The organism is Streptomyces sp. NPDC048275 (genome assembly GCF_040652275.1).
Taxonomy (GTDB): Bacteria; Actinomycetota; Actinomycetes; order Streptomycetales; family Streptomycetaceae; genus Streptomyces.
Genome location: NZ_JBEZLR010000054.1, coordinates 19,886 through 36,327, shown reverse-complemented (window position 1 = coordinate 36,327; position 16,442 = coordinate 19,886). Strand labels below are relative to the sequence as shown.

The 16,442-nt window shown below is 68.7% G+C and carries 17 protein-coding genes and 1 pseudogene; 2 read left to right on the top strand and 16 right to left on the bottom strand.

The features are described from left to right. Positions 1 to 31 precede the first annotated feature (31 nt). From AB0D57_RS28100 to AB0D57_RS28060, 9 genes are all read right to left on the bottom strand, one after another. On the bottom strand, positions 32 to 277 hold the full coding sequence (locus tag AB0D57_RS28100; protein WP_362078723.1) for a hypothetical protein: 246 nt from the start codon (positions 275 to 277) through the stop codon (positions 32 to 34). Further along, complete coding sequence (locus AB0D57_RS28095; protein WP_362078720.1) at positions 274 to 849, bottom strand: DUF5994 family protein; 576 nt, start codon at positions 847 to 849, stop codon at positions 274 to 276. The genes AB0D57_RS28100 and AB0D57_RS28095 overlap by 4 nt, the downstream gene beginning before the upstream one ends. A gap of 574 nt (positions 850 to 1,423) precedes the next feature. Continuing rightward, the gene (locus AB0D57_RS28090) at positions 1,424 to 2,035 is read right to left on the bottom strand and encodes a DUF5994 family protein (RefSeq protein ID WP_362078717.1); all 612 of its coding nucleotides are present in this window, start codon (positions 2,033 to 2,035) and stop codon (positions 1,424 to 1,426) included. 191 nt (positions 2,036 to 2,226) lie between these two features. Then, entirely contained in the window at positions 2,227 to 2,397 is a 171-nt protein-coding gene (locus AB0D57_RS28085) for a hypothetical protein (protein WP_362078714.1), read from the bottom strand. Between the two features lie 65 nt (positions 2,398 to 2,462). After that, positions 2,463 to 2,819, bottom strand: a complete 357-nt coding sequence (locus tag AB0D57_RS28080; protein ID WP_362078712.1) for a PRC-barrel domain-containing protein — start codon at positions 2,817 to 2,819, stop codon at positions 2,463 to 2,465. Positions 2,820 to 3,220: 401 nt separating this feature from the next. After that, positions 3,221 to 3,568 carry a hypothetical protein gene (locus AB0D57_RS28075; RefSeq protein ID WP_362078709.1) on the bottom strand — a complete coding sequence of 116 codons (348 nt, stop codon included), beginning with the start codon at positions 3,566 to 3,568 and terminating at the stop codon, positions 3,221 to 3,223. Positions 3,569 to 4,492: 924 nt separating this feature from the next. Beyond that, complete coding sequence (locus AB0D57_RS28070; RefSeq protein ID WP_362078706.1) at positions 4,493 to 5,209, bottom strand: GAF and ANTAR domain-containing protein; 717 nt, start codon at positions 5,207 to 5,209, stop codon at positions 4,493 to 4,495. Between the two features lie 242 nt (positions 5,210 to 5,451). After that, positions 5,452 to 5,892 carry an STAS domain-containing protein gene (locus AB0D57_RS28065; protein ID WP_362078703.1) on the bottom strand — a complete coding sequence of 147 codons (441 nt, stop codon included), beginning with the start codon at positions 5,890 to 5,892 and terminating at the stop codon, positions 5,452 to 5,454. 607 nt (positions 5,893 to 6,499) lie between these two features. Beyond that, positions 6,500 to 7,378 (bottom strand): hypothetical protein, encoded by an 879-nt coding sequence (locus AB0D57_RS28060; protein ID WP_362078700.1) that lies wholly within the window; start codon positions 7,376 to 7,378, stop codon positions 6,500 to 6,502. Between the two features lie 351 nt (positions 7,379 to 7,729). Here AB0D57_RS28060 and AB0D57_RS28055 point away from each other — a divergent pair, with 351 nt between their 5' ends. Together AB0D57_RS28055 and AB0D57_RS28050 are read left to right on the top strand one after the other, a co-directional pair. After that, positions 7,730 to 8,419, top strand: coding sequence for a response regulator transcription factor (locus AB0D57_RS28055; protein ID WP_362078697.1), 690 nt, complete (start codon positions 7,730 to 7,732; stop codon positions 8,417 to 8,419). After that, positions 8,416 to 10,245, top strand: a complete 1,830-nt coding sequence (locus tag AB0D57_RS28050) for a HAMP domain-containing sensor histidine kinase (RefSeq protein WP_362078694.1) — start codon at positions 8,416 to 8,418, stop codon at positions 10,243 to 10,245. Before AB0D57_RS28055 ends, AB0D57_RS28050 begins: the two co-directional genes overlap by 4 nt. 50 nt (positions 10,246 to 10,295) lie before the next feature. On the opposite strand, the pseudogene AB0D57_RS28045 reads toward AB0D57_RS28050, so the two are convergent. The 7 genes and pseudogenes from AB0D57_RS28045 to AB0D57_RS28015 all read right to left on the bottom strand — a co-directional run. After that, positions 10,296 to 10,490 (bottom strand): annotated as a pseudogene (locus AB0D57_RS28045) (alpha/beta hydrolase); the annotation flags it as partial. A 206-nt stretch (positions 10,491 to 10,696) separates the two neighbouring features. Then, positions 10,697 to 11,419 carry a polysaccharide deacetylase family protein gene (locus AB0D57_RS28040; RefSeq protein WP_362078691.1) on the bottom strand — a complete coding sequence of 241 codons (723 nt, stop codon included), beginning with the start codon at positions 11,417 to 11,419 and terminating at the stop codon, positions 10,697 to 10,699. A 216-nt stretch (positions 11,420 to 11,635) separates the two neighbouring features. After that, positions 11,636 to 12,838, bottom strand: a complete 1,203-nt coding sequence (locus tag AB0D57_RS28035) for an acyltransferase (protein WP_362078688.1) — start codon at positions 12,836 to 12,838, stop codon at positions 11,636 to 11,638. A gap of 169 nt (positions 12,839 to 13,007) precedes the next feature. Beyond that, on the bottom strand, positions 13,008 to 13,811 hold the full coding sequence (locus tag AB0D57_RS28030; protein ID WP_362078685.1) for a class I SAM-dependent methyltransferase: 804 nt from the start codon (positions 13,809 to 13,811) through the stop codon (positions 13,008 to 13,010). A 91-nt stretch (positions 13,812 to 13,902) separates the two neighbouring features. Continuing rightward, on the bottom strand, positions 13,903 to 14,874 hold the full coding sequence (locus AB0D57_RS28025) for a transporter (RefSeq protein WP_362078682.1): 972 nt from the start codon (positions 14,872 to 14,874) through the stop codon (positions 13,903 to 13,905). Then, entirely contained in the window at positions 14,871 to 15,782 is a 912-nt protein-coding gene (locus AB0D57_RS28020; RefSeq protein WP_362078679.1) for an ABC transporter ATP-binding protein, read from the bottom strand. The genes AB0D57_RS28025 and AB0D57_RS28020 overlap by 4 nt, the downstream gene beginning before the upstream one ends. Next, the gene (locus AB0D57_RS28015; protein ID WP_362078676.1) at positions 15,779 to 16,222 is read right to left on the bottom strand and encodes a GntR family transcriptional regulator; all 444 of its coding nucleotides are present in this window, start codon (positions 16,220 to 16,222) and stop codon (positions 15,779 to 15,781) included. Before AB0D57_RS28015 ends, AB0D57_RS28020 begins: the two co-directional genes overlap by 4 nt. Between the last annotated feature and the right edge of the window lie 220 nt (positions 16,223 to 16,442).

The following is a 16,442-nucleotide window of genomic DNA, read 5'->3' as shown; positions in this document are numbered from 1 at the left end:
ACCCAGCTGCGAATGTTCCGGCGCCGGGGGTTCAGTCGGCCTCGGCCGCCGTCCCGGGTGTCGCGCCGGGGGCGGACCGTGGGAGGTTTGGCGGCGAGTCCGGAAGGTGGTTGTCCGGCGGCTTGCCCGGCATGATTCTCCTGGTCGGTGGGGTGCCGTACGAATGGGGGCCGATGCTTTCCGCGTGCTGTGAGCTGAGCCGGGTGATCGCACGTGTGGCCGCAACGGTCAGGATCAGCAGGGCGCTGAAGGCCATGGCGGTGACCATGACGCTCACTTCGCCGTGATCAGGCGGCTCGGCCGGGCGCCGGCTGCCTGGTAGGAGGAGGCGTCGTCCCCGTTCGCCCAGGTTTCCTCGGAATCCTGGTCCCGGTCAGCCATGGAACGGCCGTGGAGGGCGTGTTCCGCTGCCATGAGTGCGCTCGCGGTCGTCGGAGTCCCGGAGCTGTCGCTCGCGGCGGCCATCAGGCGGGCGGCTGCCGGGGTGCTGGTCTCCGGTGGTACCACCAGCAGGTTCCAGCTGCCCGTGGTGTGGGACAGCAGCAGGATCTTGTGGGGGTCCAGCTCTGTTGTGAACCAACCGACCTTCACCATGCGACCGTTGACGGGCACTCTGCTCGGGATGGCAGGCCAGTACGTCGGGTTGACGGCGATTCGGGTGATCCGTCCGGAGAGGGGGTCCAGTACGTCGGCCAGAGCGGAGAGTTCGTCTGTGAGGTCCCGGGAGCGGGGCCACCAGGCACCGTCGAGCGGCCCTCGGGACGTGCTCACGGTTTTCAGCGCGAGTCGAGCGGTCGGAGCCCTGAAGGGCACGATCCGCAGCGGGGGTTGGTCGGTGGTCGCGGACATCGCGCGCACCTGTCTCCGGCCGCTGCTTGTGTGCGGCGGCCCGGTGTCGTCACTCGCCGAGAACGACACCGGCATGGCGGCCGGTGTGCGAAATACTCTCGATGCCTCCACGCTACTCCCGCGGCACGTCGGACGGGCCCCGGCGAGGTACCGGTTCCGAACACCGCCCATCAGGCAGCGCGCCATCACACACCGCGCCATCACACACCGCGCCGGTCCGCCCGGGTCGCTTCAGACCTCGTCCGTCTGGCGACCGTCATTCCTCGCTGTCATTCCTTGAGGGCTGAGAGGACTGACTGGTCTCCAGCCAGGACCGTGCCGGCTCTGCCGTGCGGGTGGTGTCCACGGTGAGGTGCAGGCGGGTCCCGCCATCGCGGCCCGCGCGGGGTAGCTGCGCTGCTCGGTGGAGGCGAAGCAGCGAGGGCGCACCCATCGAGCGGCGAGCTCGCGGCCATGGTTTCGAAACGGTACCGGGGCAGCGCGTCGGCAGCGCGACGGCCCTGACGCCACGCAGCGTCAAGGCCGTCCGCTCACCCATGCCCGGCCTGGGACGGCCGGGACGACGGCATGCCTGTCACATGCCTTCCGCCGGAATCGGCACGTGGCCGATGGCGGCCTCCGCGGGGTCGTGTGAGGAGGTGCGGCGGGCATCGTGTCCGCCCTCGGAGTCCCATGCCTTCTCTCGGGCCGAATCCCATGCGGCCTCGGCCTCGGCGGCGAGGCGGAAGAGCTCGGCCTCCTGGATCAGGCCGCTCGCGGTGAGTTGCCGCGCGGGGTCCGTGGCTGCGGTCATCAGCCGGGTGGCTGTGGCGGCGCCGGTCTCGGGCGGGATCACCAGCAGGTCCCAGCGGCCCGCGGTGTAAGAGAGCAGCAGCAGTTTGTGCGGGTCCTGCTCGGCCTTGAACCAGCCGACCTTCACCACATGGCCCTGGACGGGAACCTTGCGGGGGATGACCGGCCAGAACGTGGGGTTCACGGTGACGTGGGTGATCCGCCCCCACAGCGGGTCCAAAACCGCGGTCAGCGCGGGAAGTTCGGCCATCAGGTCGCGAGAGCGCGGCCACCATGCGCCGTCGATCAGGGCGGGGGCAGAGCCGGGCGGCGCCAGTTGCAGCCGGAGAGGTGGCGGTGAAGAAGAGAAGGTCCGGTCTTCGACCGCGGGCTTGTCGAACGTGGTTGCGGTCATCACACGGACCTCGCCCCGGGCCGACCAAGATCGGCCCGGTGTCGTGAATCGCCGGGGACGGCACGGGCATCGAAGCCGGTGTACGAAGTGCCCTCGGTATCTCCAGGATACTCGTGGCCGGAGTCCGACGGACCGTTACCGTGGCGCGAGTTTCACGGCATGCCGGACGCACGGTCGCCCGCTGCGCGCCGTCAGCGGAGGGGACGATGGCCGACGCGTCGGGACCATCGGACGGAGGCGATCGCCACATCGGCCGCGAGGAGCAAGATGCCGATGATCAGCAGATAGCCCAGGCCCTCGACTGCCACGCCGATGATTCCCAGGACAACGGCCACGAGGACGAGGAAAAGGAAGAGCGCCATCGCCTGAACGCCTCCCTTGGGCTGGACCGGACCGGACCGGACCGGGTCGGACGGGGCGCGGTCGCTCAGCGGCGCGCGAGTTGGCGCTCGCCCTTCACGCCGGGCTGGTAGGTCATGCCGTAGTGCCGGAAGATCCCCTCCTCCTGCTCGGCGGGCAGGATGTCGTCCGTGCCGATCGACGGAGCCTTTCTCACCAGGCTCTTGGCGTAGGAGACCTTGAGGTAGTCCGGCCCGAGGATTGCCTCGTCGAGGGGGACGAAAACCAGGTGCTGGCGGGTGGGCAGCCCGGTCCGCACGGTGGCCACGGCCGGTTCGTCGGTCGTGGTGTCCACATAGATCGCTTCGAGCACGCCGATCTTGCGCCCCTTCGCGTCCACGACATGATGGTCGCGCCACTCACGGATATCGGCCGCCTGGATCATGACCTCTCCCTTCCGGACGCGCACCCATCGCTGCAAGCCGTCCCACCGAATGCCATGAGGCCTGGGCCAACGGCTCCGGCGCAAACACGCCGGAGCCGCCCTTCCGGGCGGTTGCACGTGAGAGTGAACCAACCCGCTATTAACGATACTGCGGTCAGCGCGGCTGGGACATGCTTCCGGCCGACCGCGATCGACTTCTCGCCGTCAGAAGATTTCTGGGTATTTCCCGATCCATTCGTCGGATTCCCGCTCCGGCAGTATCACTCGAATGAATCGTGATCCGACCGCCGTGATCCGACCGCCAAGATAATCAACCCAAGGAATTGGTGGCCCCTCGAGGGTTTTGCCCGCTCGGGGATGGAGGGGAAACGTGCTCTGACCTGCTGCGCGGCGGCGATCACCTACATGCGCAGCAGCCGTTGAGTGATCTCCCTGTACTGCCTCAGCGCGAGCCTGAGTTCGGCCGACGGTGATTCGGGGTCCTGGTCCTGCCAGCCCGCGTGGAGGGCATGCCGCCGTTCCGTGAGGGCGCTCACGAGATGAGCGACGGCCTCGTCGAATGCGCCCTCGGCCTCTTCCAATGCCTGACGTGGGCTGTCGGCGAAGGTGTTGAGCGCGTGTTGGAGGCGCAGGGTGAGCTCATTCGCTTCGTCCGACGGGAGCAGAGGCTCCGGGCCCGGGGGCCGGCGCGCAGCGGAACCGGGCCGATGATCCGGGGGCTGCTGGGCGCGAGTCTGGTCGTACATCATCGTGTGCCACTTCCCTGTGCGTGGTGCGGGCCGGGACGCTCTTCAGTGATCGTTCCGGAGGGAGCCGTGCGGCTTCAGCGCCGGCCGGGTTCCGGATCGGCCATGTCGTGTCGTCATCATGGGCGGCGGCAGGGTCGTACGGGCGCACCACCCGGGGATTTCCTGGTCACCGCTTGAAGGCGTGCCTGGCTTTCTCGCCCGCCTGTTTCAGATTTCCGGAGACCCGTTCGACCTTTCATGGTCGGCCTCGTGGGTTGAAGGTGGATTACCTGTGGCCGCGGTCGGAAACGGATCGGCGGAAGGAGAGGTATCCGTACATCGCCGGACTTCCGGATCGCGGGGATTTCCTGGTTCCGTGGGGGCCGGGCGGAGCGGGAAGGGGTAATGCTTCGCCCGAATGATCCGGAGTTGCATGACCCTACGCCGTGCTGTCAGTCAACGCCCGGCGCCCTCCAGTGTCAACGTGATGTCGACATAGGGGAGTTCTGGGGGCTGGGAAGGGGCCCGTGTCCCGCTCCGAAGCCGCATCGAGGCGAGAAACGCGTACCTCATGCCCTGTTCCGCTCGTCGTGCATCTCCTCTACGCTCCGAGCAAGGCAGGCGGGACTTCGTCCGTGTCAGGAACCGACGGAACCGGCAAGTCCCCCACCCAGGCTCCCAGCCCCCGAGTCGCAATCGAGGCCGGCCGGAGCCGCATCGCCGGAGACAGTGGCTCCAGCTTCCGTCCTCCTGGCGATTTCTACTCGGGGTGCTCCCGCAACCCCGCCGCCGCGGAGGACAGCGCGCGAGGACACGATGGCCGGGGGGCTCGCGTCCTCGCGACCACGGCCGCCGCCGCGCAGCAGTGGCGGCGGCCGTCCGGCCCGTGAACCAGAGTCTGTGGACAACACCCGGGAACTGCTGCTGACAGGCCGTGTCCTTTGGTCAGGACCTCAGGCCGGGGAGGGGTTCGGAGTCGTCGATGAACGCGCGGGCCAGGTCGGACAGGCGCCGGTTGTGAGCACGGGCGTAGCCGCGCAGTGCGGTGAAGGCTTGTTCCATGTCGATGCCCCGGCGTTCGGCGAGTTTTCCCTTGGCCTGTTCGATCAGGACGCGGCTGTTCAGCGCGCTCTGCAGTTGCTCGTTGAGGGCGGTGCTGCGGTGCGTGGTGCGCTGTTGCAGCAGACTGATGGTGGCGACGTCGGCCAGGGCCTGGGCGAGCGGCGTGGCGTCCGGGTCGAAGGGGCCCGGGGTGGCGTGGAAGAGGTTCAGGGCCCCGACGACCTCGTCCCGTAGCCGCATCGGCAGGGCCTGGACCGACCCGAACCCGCTGCGGTGGGCCGCCGCGACAAAGCGTGGCCAGCGGTCGGCCTCCCCGCTCAGGTTGGCGACGATCACCGGTGCGCCGGTACGGAAGCAGTCCAGGCAGGGCCCTTCGTCGTTCTGCAGCTGGAAGAGCTCCAGCAGGCGCACCTGTTCGTCGGAGGCGGCCATGACGCGGAGTTCGCCGTCGCGGTCCGCGAGCAGCACGCCTGCGGCACTCGCGCCGAGCATGCCCACACAGCGGTCGGTCAGCAGGCGCAGGAAATCGATCAGGTCGAAGTCGGCGACCAGGCTGTCCGCCAGCTCGACGAAGGTCTTGGCCAGGAGTCGCTGATTCATCGTGCACACCCTCCGTCGAGACTGATCCCGGCCCGAATGAAGGGACGGGAAGCGCAACTCACCTCAAGGTTCGGTTTCTTGGTCTGGTTCTTGGGCGCGATTCTCGGGTTCGGTGTGCGGGTTTGGATTGTTGGCTCGGCTTCTGGGCTCGGCTCCTTGGCCCGGCAAAGGTGTCAGGCTTCATCGTCGGTCTGATCCGTGTTCGCGGGGCTGCCGTGACGGTCCCTGATACGGCCGGGCCGTCACACCGCACCGCCCGAGAGAACAGGTACAGGCGGAACACGTACAGGCTGAACAGGCCGATGCGGCGGGACTGGAGCGGTCGTGGCCGGGGTGTTCCCGGGAGGAGGCGGCAGATGCCCGAACGGAAGTCCCAGGAGCAGGAATTCGCAGCCGGCCACGTCGACCATCAGGACCAGAGTCGGCGGCGGACGGTGCAGTCGCAGCGTCCCTCCGGCCGCGGTGATGCGCCGTGAGGCGTGGAGGAAGGCGTTGAGGCCGCTGCAGTCGCAGAAGGTGACGGGGGTGAGGTCGACGTCGATGGTGCGGATGCCGTCACGCAGGCACCGTTCCAGTGATGCACGCACCAGGGGCACCGTCTCCAGGTCGATCTCACCGGCCAGCGTGATCAGTGCACGTTTCTTGCGATCGTGACGGTAGACGTTGAGCGGCGGAAGGGGCATGACGCCTCGGTTCGGAAGACCATCCGGCAGCGGACGCGGTGGTGCCGGGATCCCGGCACCATCGGCTCACTTCCGGCAGCGGAGTACATTCGGCGGAGGTCGAGCAGCGGCCGACTGGCCGGCCTGCGCGGCAGGACTGAGAACCCACCCGGTACCCTCCAGGGATGCGCCGGACGACGGGCAAAGGGCCCGCTCCGCGCGGCGATCTGTGCTCAGCAACGACATGCCGCCGGGGTCTGGGACGCCTGTACAGCAGCGTAGTCCTCGCCCGGTGCGACGGATGGCCGGAGCGGCCCATTCCCAGCATGTGGACGGTATCGAGGCATGGTGGTGTGCGCATGCCCCGTAGGCGGCGGTGGGGGAACCGATGGCGTGCCCGTCGACGGCGGCACGGCGAGCGGTGATGGCGGCGCGGAAGACGTGGAAGTTGTTGGTGACGACGACACAGCGGTGCCCGGGCGCCGTTCCTGCCTGATCGCCTTGCTGAACCGCAGGCTCTAGGTGGTGGTGGAGAGGATGAGTTCGCGGAGAACGGGACGGCGCCGGGCAGGGAAGGTGCGCAGGGTCTGGCCGGGGCGTTTCTCTCCGTCATCTCTCACCGCCGGCATCAGCGTTCGAGAGACGCGGCGTCCCCCATGACGACCACCGGGTGCTGAGCGGGGTCGAGGGTGCGCAACAGCTCCTGCATGTGCTGCTTCGCCACGCTCACGCAGGCCTGCGTGGGCCCGCCGTGGTCGACGTGCAGCCAGATGCCGCCGCCCTTGTCCGCGCCGAGCGGGCGGGTCCAGTCGAGGGGCGAGACGCCGGGCTTGCGGTTGTAGTTGATCGCTATGACGTAGTCGAAGGAGCCCGCGAGCGGCTCGCCTTCGAAGCCCGTGCCGTTGATGGTGAATCCGTGCCCTTGGTCGTACGGCAGCTCGGTGCCGGGATCGGCGAGCAGCCCGCCGGCGTCGGTGAGGGCGAACACGCCGATGGGCGAGCGGAGATCGCCGACGTGATGGTCGTCCGTCCAGCCTTTGAGAGCGTTGTGGGCCGGCCAGGTGGCTCCCGGCTCCCAGCCCGTGCCGGTGCGCCGGTACAGCACCGCCTGCGACGTCGAGGAGTTCTTGCCTCGGCCGGTGACCAGGACGACCTGGCGTGCGTTGTCGGGGATCTCGGCCAGTGTCCGGGGCCCCAGACCCGGCAGCGGCGCGGGGCTGTTGCTGTTCGAGGACGCCTGCCCGGGCCTGCCCTGGGTCGTGCCGGGGGCGGCGGACACGGTGGCCGATCCGTCATGCGCTCCGACGGCCGCCGACCGGCCGTCGTGGTCCGTCCTGACACCCGTCCCCGTTCCGCCACATCCGGTGAGCGTGACGAGCAGGGCCAGGCCGGCGGCCGGTATCCCGAGACGACTCGCTCGGCGAGTTGGAGAGGCGGTCGCTTGTCGCTTCCCGGCCGAGGCACGAAGCCGCCAGCGTCCGGACGGACGGCGAGGTGATGAAGTCATGATCGTCAGACTGGAGGAGACGTATGAGGAACTCGTCAGCTCCAGACCCCCGGTCCGGAGCTGCGACCAGCCGACAGGCATGCCGGGATCGGCGGTGCGGCGAGGGCAGCCAGGGGGTCTGCGGTGTATGAGGTCTCCGGCGTTCGGCGTTCGGCGTGACCGTGGCCGGGGCGCATCCGTTCGGCTCGTCTCCGCCGTCACACTCGGCGGCCGCCCGACGGGATGCCGGTGGGGGACCGCGGCCAGGGGCGTAGAAACCACCCTGACGCGCGAATATCAGGAAGTTGTGAGGGTGTGGGAAGCCCCGCAACTGACCCTGGACACCGAACACACACGCTTAGAGTCGCCTGCGTGTGCGCACATATTCTGGTCGCGGAAGACGACACCATGCAGGCCGAGCTCATACGACGGCTGCTGCTTCGGGAGGGTCACACCTGCGTCGTGGTCGCCGACGGGCGGGCCGCGATCGACGAGGCCGCGAGCCGCCGACCCGACCTGGTCGTCCTGGACCTGATGCTGCCCAAGGTCGACGGTCTCGGCGTGTGCCGGGTGCTGCGGCAGAACGGGGACATACCCGTTCTCATGCTGACCGCCCGCTCCACCGAGGACGACGTACTGCTCGGCCTCGAGGTCGGCGCGGACGACTACATGACCAAGCCGTACAGCCCACGGGAACTGATGGCCCGCATACGCACCGTGCTGCGCCGCACCCTGCGCCCCGCCGACGACTCCCCTGTGCTCCGCGCGGGCGGCATCACCGTCGATCCCGCACGGCACGAGGTCACCTGCGACGGCGTCCCCGTCCGGTGCACTCCCGGCGAGTTCGCCATCCTGCATGCCATGACCGAGGCACCCGACCAGGTCTTCTCACGTCGTCAACTGCTGCAGCACACGCGGGGCCACGACCGTGCCTCCACCGAACGCGCCATCGACGTACACATCATGAACCTGCGCAAGAAGATCGAGGCCGACCCGCGCAGCCCCGTCCGGCTGCTGACCGTCTTCGGTATCGGCTACAAGCTCACGGGGCAGCCGTCATGACGCCTGGTCCACGCATACCCTGGCGCAAGAGTCTGCTGATGCGGCTGCTCCTCACTTCCATCGCCATCGCCGTGGTCTCCGTGGGCGCCACCGCCTGGCTGGCCGTGCAGACCACCACGCGGGCCATCCAGGAGGAGCACGGTCAGGTGCTCTCCGACGACACCGACATCCTGCGGCAGCTCAGTGGCTTCGCCGCGACCCACGCCGACTGGGACGGCGTGCGGTCCTCGGTGTACACCCTCTCCCGCACCATGGGACGGCGCATCGCCCTGACGACAGAAGCCGGGCACACCATCGCCGACTCCGCCGCCCGCGGCACCGCCCTGCCCGCCCGCGCCTCGGCCACCGTCGACCCGCTGAACACCGACACCTACACCGAACCGGGGGCCCAGCTCGCCGGGATCGACCCGCGGGCGGTGGGGCCGTATCGGCTTCCCACGGCAGAACGGGCCGGGGTGAAGAAGCTCGCTGAGAAGCGGCTGGCATGCATGCGCACGTTCATGAGCGACGGCAGCGTGCGGCAGCTTCCCAGCGGCCGCACGGTAGTCATCGCCGACGGCGGAGAGGCATCCGTGCCCCTGGACTGCGCGGACGGACAGCTCAACACCCCCACCCGCACCGAGCAGAAGGCACTGGACGAACTCAGGTCTCTGACCGCCCCCTGCCTCGACCCGGACGGCGAGAAGGGGCGGGAAGCCGCCCCGACGGCCGGAAAAATCGGAGTCGATTTCACACCCGGCGCCATCACCGCAACCGACGACCTCGGCCGCCGGCTCGGTGGCAGTCGGCAGACGCAGAGCTGTATCAACGACGCGCGCCGCACCCAACTCGACCCGTACGTCGCCCCCAGGGCGAGGCTCTACCTGGGAGCCCTCGGCCAACAGACCGTGGGCTTCGACCTCTCTCCCGCCAACAAGGCCAAGATCGTCGGCGTCGCGGGGCTGGTCCTCGTAGTCACCGTCGCCACGACCACAGTGGTCGCGATCCGCCTCGTCCGTCCCCTGCGAGCCCTCACGGCCGCTGCCCAACAGCCGCCGCAGCGGCACGCACGCGTCGCCGTCACCACCAAGGACGAGACCGGCTACCTGGCCGCCGCCTTCAACGACCTCACCGCACGCCGCGAACAGCTGGAGACACAGCGCAAAGCCATGGTCAGCGACATCGCCCACGAGCTGCGGACCCCGCTGACCAATATCCGCGGCTGGCTCGAGGTCACCCGCGACGGGCTGCTCGAGCCGGACCCGGACCTCATCGCCTCCCTGCACGACGAGGCACTGCTCCTGCAGCACATCATCGACGATCTGCAGGACCTCGCCGCCGCCGACGCCGGCACCCTGGCACTGCACCGCGAACCCGTACGCGCGGACGACCTCGTCGCCCAGACGGTGTCGGCCCACCGTACCCGGGCGGAATCCTCGGACATCCGCCTGTGCACCCACACCGAGCACGGCCTCAACCTGGACGCCGACCCGGTGAGGATGCGGCAGGTCCTGGGCAACCTGACCTCCAACGCACTCCGGCACACCCCGGCGGGCGGCACGGTCACACTCACCGCCCGACAAGCCGGCGACCTGGCCGTCCTCACCGTTGAGGACACGGGCAGCGGCATCGCTGCCGAGGACCTTCCCCACGTCTTCGAACGTTTCTGGCGGGCCGAGAAGTCCCGCAGCAGACGCACCGGCGGCAGTGGCCTGGGCCTGTCCATCGTCCGCCAGTTCGTCGAGGCACACGAGGGAACCGTCACCGTCGACAGTGAACCCGGCAAGGGGTGCGTGTTCACCATCAGGCTCCCCCGCGACCAGCACGGGGACGGACGAACGCCCTGAGGAGGCACCACATGCGGTGCCGGCAGCCTCGCCGGTCCGCGCCGCTCATCGCAGACCGTGCCGTCCTCCGGCATCTTGCCGTCGAGCAGGTAGGTGTTCACCGCGTTCGTCACGCAGGCGCTGGTGCCGTAGGCCCCGTGCCCCTGCCCCTTGTAGGTGAGCTCGACGCCGACGTCCTCGCCGAGCTCGTCGGCCATGTGCCGGGTTCCCTCGTACGGGGTGGCGGGGTCGCCGGTGTTGCCGATATGCCCGTACGCCTGGCGCTCCGTGCATGCCTCAGGCGCTCGGATCGCTTCCGTGCGCGTGCCGAAGTCCGACCCTCGCCGCTGCTCGTTGCCCTGATCTACGCGGCCATGACGACCGGCAGTGATGGAGGGCCCTGGCGCGCGGGTAAGAGGTGCCCACAGCAAGTATGTCTGCCGCCGCTGGGCACCTCGTGGAGGGGGCCAGGTCAGGGCCGGTAGACCATCCCCGGCTGGGGCTTGGCAGGGGCGAGCAGCTGCGACACCGTGACGATGGTGTAGCCGCGCTGCTTGAGAGCCTTGATGATTCCCGGGACGGCGGGCACGGTCCCCTTGTGCAGGTCGTGCAGCAGGATGATGCCGTCGCGCTGAGTCTGGTCGAGCACCCGCTTGGTGATCAGGGCCGAGTCGGTCGTCTCGTAGTCCTTGGCCGTGACACTCCACAGCACCTGCGCCAGCCCCAAGTCCCGGCAGATCTTGACCACCTCGTCGTCGGTGCGGCCCTGCGGCGGACGCATCAGGTCGGGCCTGGTGCCGGTGACCTTCTCGATGGCGTCCTGTGTCCGGGTCAGCTCCTGACGGGCGTCGTCCACGTCGATTTCCGTCAAAACCTCATGGGTCCATGTGTGGTTGCCGATTTCGTGCCCCTCATCCGAGATGCGGCGGAGGATCTCGGGGTACTTCGCGATGTGGCCCTTGCCCTGCACGAAGAACGTCGCGTGCAGATCCTCCTGTTTCAGGATGTCCAGCAGCCCGGGGGTCGTCAGGCTGGGGCCGCCGTCGAAGGTGAGGGCCACACACTTCGCCTTGCGGCAGTCGACGTTCCCGGCCACCGATCCCGATGCCTTGCCGCGGGCGGCGCGCGGCGAGGTGTGATCGTAGGTCGTGACTGTCAGGGCCAGGATCAGCGCGACAGCCAGGACGGTGGCCACGGCTGTCGCGATGGCGATGAGTATGTGAGGCCGTCGTATTCGCGCATTGAGGGGCATGCGAGACCTTTCACCGGGTCGGGTTGTTGCTGCAATTGGTATTGATGACCTTCACGGCGCTCAGGTTGCTCTCAACCCGTGGGCACCGAGGGCTCTTTCTCAGTTCCGGGAGCGCCTTCGTGAATTTCCCAGCGAATTTCTGAGTGGTCTCACCTTGAGCTACTGCGCGCGGGCGAGAGCCGGCCTCGCCGCGAGGTCTTCCAGATGCACGTCGAGCGTCAGGCGATTCCTCAGGAGGCGTCCGAGCCGACGCTCCACCCATGTGTAGACAAGCGCGGACAGACCCAGCATGCAGACGACGGACACTGCCATCGAAGGCAACAGCCCCAGCCCCGGAAATGCCTTGATCAATCCCTTGGCCACGGGAATTCCGATGCTTTGGTGCACGAGGTAGAAGGGGTAGGTGAGCCCCCCGGCAGTGACCAGCCAACGCCATTGCAGTCCCGCCAACGGTCCGACACCGGCCAGTGCCAGCAGTCCGAGACAGAGTGTGAGTATGGCCGCGCACACGGCCCAGGAGGGCCGGCTCTCGCCGGGGATCGTGGTGACATGCTCGGCCACCCGGATTTGGAGCACGGTGAGTTCGTAGCACCAGGCGAAACCCAGCAGAAGCCACAGCAGGAGGTTCTGTCCGAACCTGCGCATGAGGTAGAGCACGATCCCGGCGACGAACAGGCCGGTGTATCGGGTCAGTACGAATTCGTCGAGCGCCGGCAAGTGAAGTTCAAGGGCGATGACACCGGCCAGGAGCCAGGCTCCGCAGAAAGCCACCGTCCGCCGATAGGACAGGCCGGAGATGAGCAGCACGGCCATCAGCAGGTAGAAGCGAGCCTCCACCCAGAGTGTCCAGCTGACTCCGCTGACCAGGTCGAGCCCCATGGGCCCCGGAGCCATCGTCAGATTCCCCAGGACGGTACGGGGGTCGATGCGCGTTTCGGCAGGCCAATGTCCCATCCGTGCGACCAGGACGAGCGCGACGACCAGGAGCACCGTGCACCAGTAGGCCGGGAAGAGCCGTGATATGCGGGAGACGGTGAACTGTGCGGGAGTCCGCCCCCAGCAGCTCATGCAGATGACGAATCCGCTGATGATGAAGAAGAACTCGACGCCGAGCCAGCCGTAGCGGCTGATCTCATGCAGGAACGGGGCGAAATCCCTGAGCTCGGCCTTTCCCCAGAAGCGCGGGGTGGGCGTCCCCAGAAAGTGATACGCAGCCACCATCACGGCTGCCACCAGGCGGAGCCCGTCTATCGCGGCCAGGCGCGCCTGCCCGCTCTGCGGTCCACTCGCATCGATGGACCCACTCGACTCACTGTGTTCCTGGACCTGTATTCCTGTTCCATTTCCATGGCGCAGACTCATGCGACGCACCCCATGTCCCGGGATCGGCCGTCGCGCACGACGAGGGAGTGTCCACATTCCGGGGGTCACCTCTCCACAGGCTGTTCTGGCGGGTGGTCCCCCATAGGCCCAGGGCGAGCAGGGTGCCCGGGGGCGCTATGGGAGACAACATGTCAGATACCTGACAATCTCAGTTGGTGGGCAGGGGCGAGCGGCTGACACGGATCTTCGACTGACCGTGCGGGCGCTCCTCCCAGTCCTCCATGAAGCGGGCGTGCAGGCCGTGCTTGCGGGCCAGGGCCAGCAGGGTCTCGGTGCGGTAGTAGAAGTCCTCGCGCAGTACCTGGTGTTCGGTGCCCTCGGTGCGGTCGAAGGTGAAGTCGAAGAACCCGGTGTCGGTCAGCACGCGGCCGACGTGGACGAGGCATTCCTCGATGACGTTCAGCGGCGAGTGGGAGAAGACGCTGTGCGCGTGGATGACGTCGAAGTGGTTGCTGGGCAGGAAGTCCAGGGTGAGGTCGCCGGTGATGGTCAGGTGCGGCAGCTTGTCCTGGAGGTGGCGCTCGGTGAGGGTCTTCTTGGCGGCGATCAGGATGTCGGGCGAGATGTCGATGCCGTAGTAGTTGCCGGCGTCGAGGTGGTCGATGAAGCGCCAGCCGCCGCGCAGGTTGCCGCAGCCGATGTCGAGCATGCGGTGTTCGGGGCGCAGCCCGTGCTCGATGAGGTAGTCGAACTGCATCTGCCCGAGCGCCAGCCAGCGGTCGTGGGTCTGACTGCCGACCGCGGCCTCCGGGTTGCGGCGGGTGTCCGAGGCCATCACGGCCCGGTAGTAGCCGACGTGGTCGGGGTGCTTCAGGCGCAGCCAGGCGTCCCGGCCGGCCCGGCGGAGGTAGGGGGTGACGCGCTCGGGGTGACGCAGGGCGTAGCCGACCTTGTGGGCGAGGGCGGCGCGGTTGTTGCGCAGTTTCTTCGGCGACTTGGCGTCAGCGGGCATGGCGAAGCGACCTCCGTACAAAGGGACCCCGGATGAGGGGATGAAGGGGATGAAGGGGATGAAGGGTGACAGTTGCGGTGGTGCGGCGCGGTCAGACGCGGCGGCGCAGGAGCAGCACCGTGACGACCGTGAGCAGGACGGCCAGGCCGCCGAGGACCGCGGTGTCGGTCCACTGGAAGGCCCAGTAGTCACCGGCCGGGTTGGCCTCGTAGAAGCGGGCGACGTACCCGCGCTCGGCCATGCACTCCCTGAGCTCGGCGCCCGAGGGGTAGGGGCAGTTCGTCACGGAGTCGTGGCGGCCGGAGGCGGTGATCAGGCCGTAGTGGCCGGCCGACCACTTCTCGTCCATGGGTAGTTTGGGGATGCTGCCGGCGCTGCTGTAGGTGTGCGGCGGGACCAGTAGACGCGTCTTGTGCGTCCACTCCAGCAGGAGGGTCGTCGCCCCGGTCACCAGGAGGGTCAGGCTCATCGCCTCCAGGACCCGTCGGGCCAGCAGACCCAGCAGTGCGCCGGCCGCCAGGCCGAACAGGGCGGCTGCGACGACACGCGGGCCCGAGCCGCTCAGGGCCGTGGTCTCGTACCAGAACAGGCCGTAGCTCCGGTCGGCGGCCGGTCGCCACCACCACGAGAACACTCCCGCGAGCAGGCTGGAGAGGGCCACCGTGGTCACCGCGGCGAGGGCGAACCGGGAGGCGAACCACTGGCCGCGGCTCACGCCCTGGGCGAGGACCATGCGGTGCGTGCCCAGTTCACGGTCGCGGCCCAGCAGCGGGACGCCCCAGAAGACGCCGATGATGACGGGCAGGGCGATGTTCAGCGCCCCGAGGTAATTCAGCGGCTCGATGTCCAGCATCAGGGGCGTACCGGTGTCGGGTCGCGCGCAGAAAATGGGCCCGGGGCCGCAGTGGTCGAACTGCCCGCTGCGCAGGTCGTCCAGCATGCCCGACCGGGAGTACGCGGCGATCGCCGCAGCGGCGGCCATGAGGACCGCGCCGATGCCGACCAGCACCCGCTGCTGGCGCCACGCGAGCCAGAGGGAGCCGTTCCAGAGGGAGCTTTTCACGCCGCCGCCTCCGTCCGCTCGGCGGCCGCGGGACGCGCCGGCTCACCGGTCTCGAGGTAGCCGACCAGGATGTCCTCCAGCCTGGGCCGCTCGACGTGCCAGTCGCCGCGCAGCGGTCCGCGCTGCCGTACCAGGGCAGTCATCTGTCTGCCGGCGGCCCGGCGGTGTACGACGGTGTGTGATCCGGCCAGGATGTCGGCCTGGTCGGTGTGTCCGGTCAGCACCACGTGGCTCTCGCGCAGCGCGTCGGCGTCCTCGCTCAGCTCGACGCGGCCGTCCCGCAGCACCAGCACCCAGTCGCAGGTCTGCTCCAGTTCGGGCAGGACGTGCGAGGACAGCACGATGCTCATGCCGCGCTCGGCGGCCTCGGTCATCAGCGCCGCCATGATCTCGCCGCGCGCCACGGGGTCGAGGTCGGCCATCGGCTCGTCGAGCAGCAGCAGTTCGGGCCGCTTGCCGAGCGCCAGGGCGAGTGCGACGCGGGTGCGCTGACCGGGGGACAGTTCGCCGACGCGGGCGGTGATCGGGATGCCGCCCTCGAGGACGGTCCGCTCGGCGGTCGGCCGGTCCCACGAGGAGTTCAGCTTCTCGCCCATCAGCAGCGTGTCCGCCACGGTGAAGCGGGGGTAGAGCGGCTTGTCCTGGGTGAGCAGAGCGACCCGGGCGCGGGCCTCGGGCGCGCCCGGTACGGCGTCCAGCACGCGTATCTCCCCGGAGCCGGCCCGCAGCAGGCCGCCGGCCAGGTGCAGCAGGGTGCTCTTGCCCGCGCCGTTACGTCCGACGAGGGCGGTGATGCGGCCGCTGGGCACGGTGAACTCGCAGTCCCGCAGGCTCCAGTCGCCCCGCGCCCGGTACCGGAATCCGAGTCCCGCGGCGCGCAGCGCGGCCGGCGCGTCAGCCCCGGTCATGCGTCCTCCTCTTTCCGCTCCCGGTCGCCCGGGGTGTGCTCGTGTTGCTTGTTGTCGTAGGCGTCCAGGGCCGCTGTGACCAGGGCGAGGATGTCGGCCCGTTCCCACCCCGACGCCCGCGCGCGTCCCGTCCAGTCGGTGACCTCTTGACGTAGCGGCGAGTCGTCCTCCGCGCCGGGCCGGGCGAGCGACCGCGTCACGAAGGTCCCCAGTCCGCGGCGCAGTTGGACCAGGCCGACCTGCTCCATGTCGCGGTAGGCCCGCAGCACGGTGTTGGGGTTGATGGCGGTCGCCGCCACCACTTCCCTGGCCGTCGGCAACTTGTCCCCGACCTTCAACGTGCCCATCCGGAGCGCCCGTTCGGTCTGCTCGATGATCTGCACGTAGGCCGGTACGCCACTGCCACGGTCGATCCGGTACTCGACCACGTCACCTTCCACGATTCAGCGTACTTCCATTAATGAATTAATACAAGCATGGTTCAAGCGTGGCAGTGATGTCAAACAGGGGGCACTGTCCGAGCGGCCCTCGTCGCCGCTGTTCCTGGGGGCGGGCGGCACGGCTCGTTGCTCAACAGCGCTCGCCGGCGGCGCTGATGCGGGCCGGTCGTCGGCGGAATCCACCGCGACGTTCGTGTGGATCTTGTGTTCTTCGTTCAAA

What these genes read in the sequence shown, in the direction of transcription:
- AB0D57_RS28095 (WP_362078720.1), bottom strand. Translation starts at nt 849, where the DNA reads ATGTCCGCGACCACCGACCAACCCCCGCTGCGGATCGTGCCCTTCAGG.
- AB0D57_RS28090 (WP_362078717.1), bottom strand. Translation starts at nt 2,035, where the DNA reads ATGACCGCAACCACGTTCGACAAGCCCGCGGTCGAAGACCGGACCTTC.
- AB0D57_RS28085 (WP_362078714.1), bottom strand. Translation starts at nt 2,397, where the DNA reads ATGGCGCTCTTCCTTTTCCTCGTCCTCGTGGCCGTTGTCCTGGGAATC.
- AB0D57_RS28080 (WP_362078712.1), bottom strand. Translation starts at nt 2,819, where the DNA reads ATGATCCAGGCGGCCGATATCCGTGAGTGGCGCGACCATCATGTCGTG.
- AB0D57_RS28075 (WP_362078709.1), bottom strand. Translation starts at nt 3,568, where the DNA reads ATGATGTACGACCAGACTCGCGCCCAGCAGCCCCCGGATCATCGGCCC.
- AB0D57_RS28070 (WP_362078706.1), bottom strand. Translation starts at nt 5,209, where the DNA reads ATGAATCAGCGACTCCTGGCCAAGACCTTCGTCGAGCTGGCGGACAGC.
- AB0D57_RS28065 (WP_362078703.1), bottom strand. Translation starts at nt 5,892, where the DNA reads ATGCCCCTTCCGCCGCTCAACGTCTACCGTCACGATCGCAAGAAACGT.
- AB0D57_RS28060 (WP_362078700.1), bottom strand. Translation starts at nt 7,378, where the DNA reads ATGACTTCATCACCTCGCCGTCCGTCCGGACGCTGGCGGCTTCGTGCC.
- AB0D57_RS28050 (WP_362078694.1), top strand. Translation starts at nt 8,416, where the DNA reads ATGACGCCTGGTCCACGCATACCCTGGCGCAAGAGTCTGCTGATGCGG.
- AB0D57_RS28035 (WP_362078688.1), bottom strand. Translation starts at nt 12,838, where the DNA reads ATGAGTCTGCGCCATGGAAATGGAACAGGAATACAGGTCCAGGAACAC.
- AB0D57_RS28030 (WP_362078685.1), bottom strand. Translation starts at nt 13,811, where the DNA reads ATGCCCGCTGACGCCAAGTCGCCGAAGAAACTGCGCAACAACCGCGCC.
- AB0D57_RS28020 (WP_362078679.1), bottom strand. Translation starts at nt 15,782, where the DNA reads ATGACCGGGGCTGACGCGCCGGCCGCGCTGCGCGCCGCGGGACTCGGA.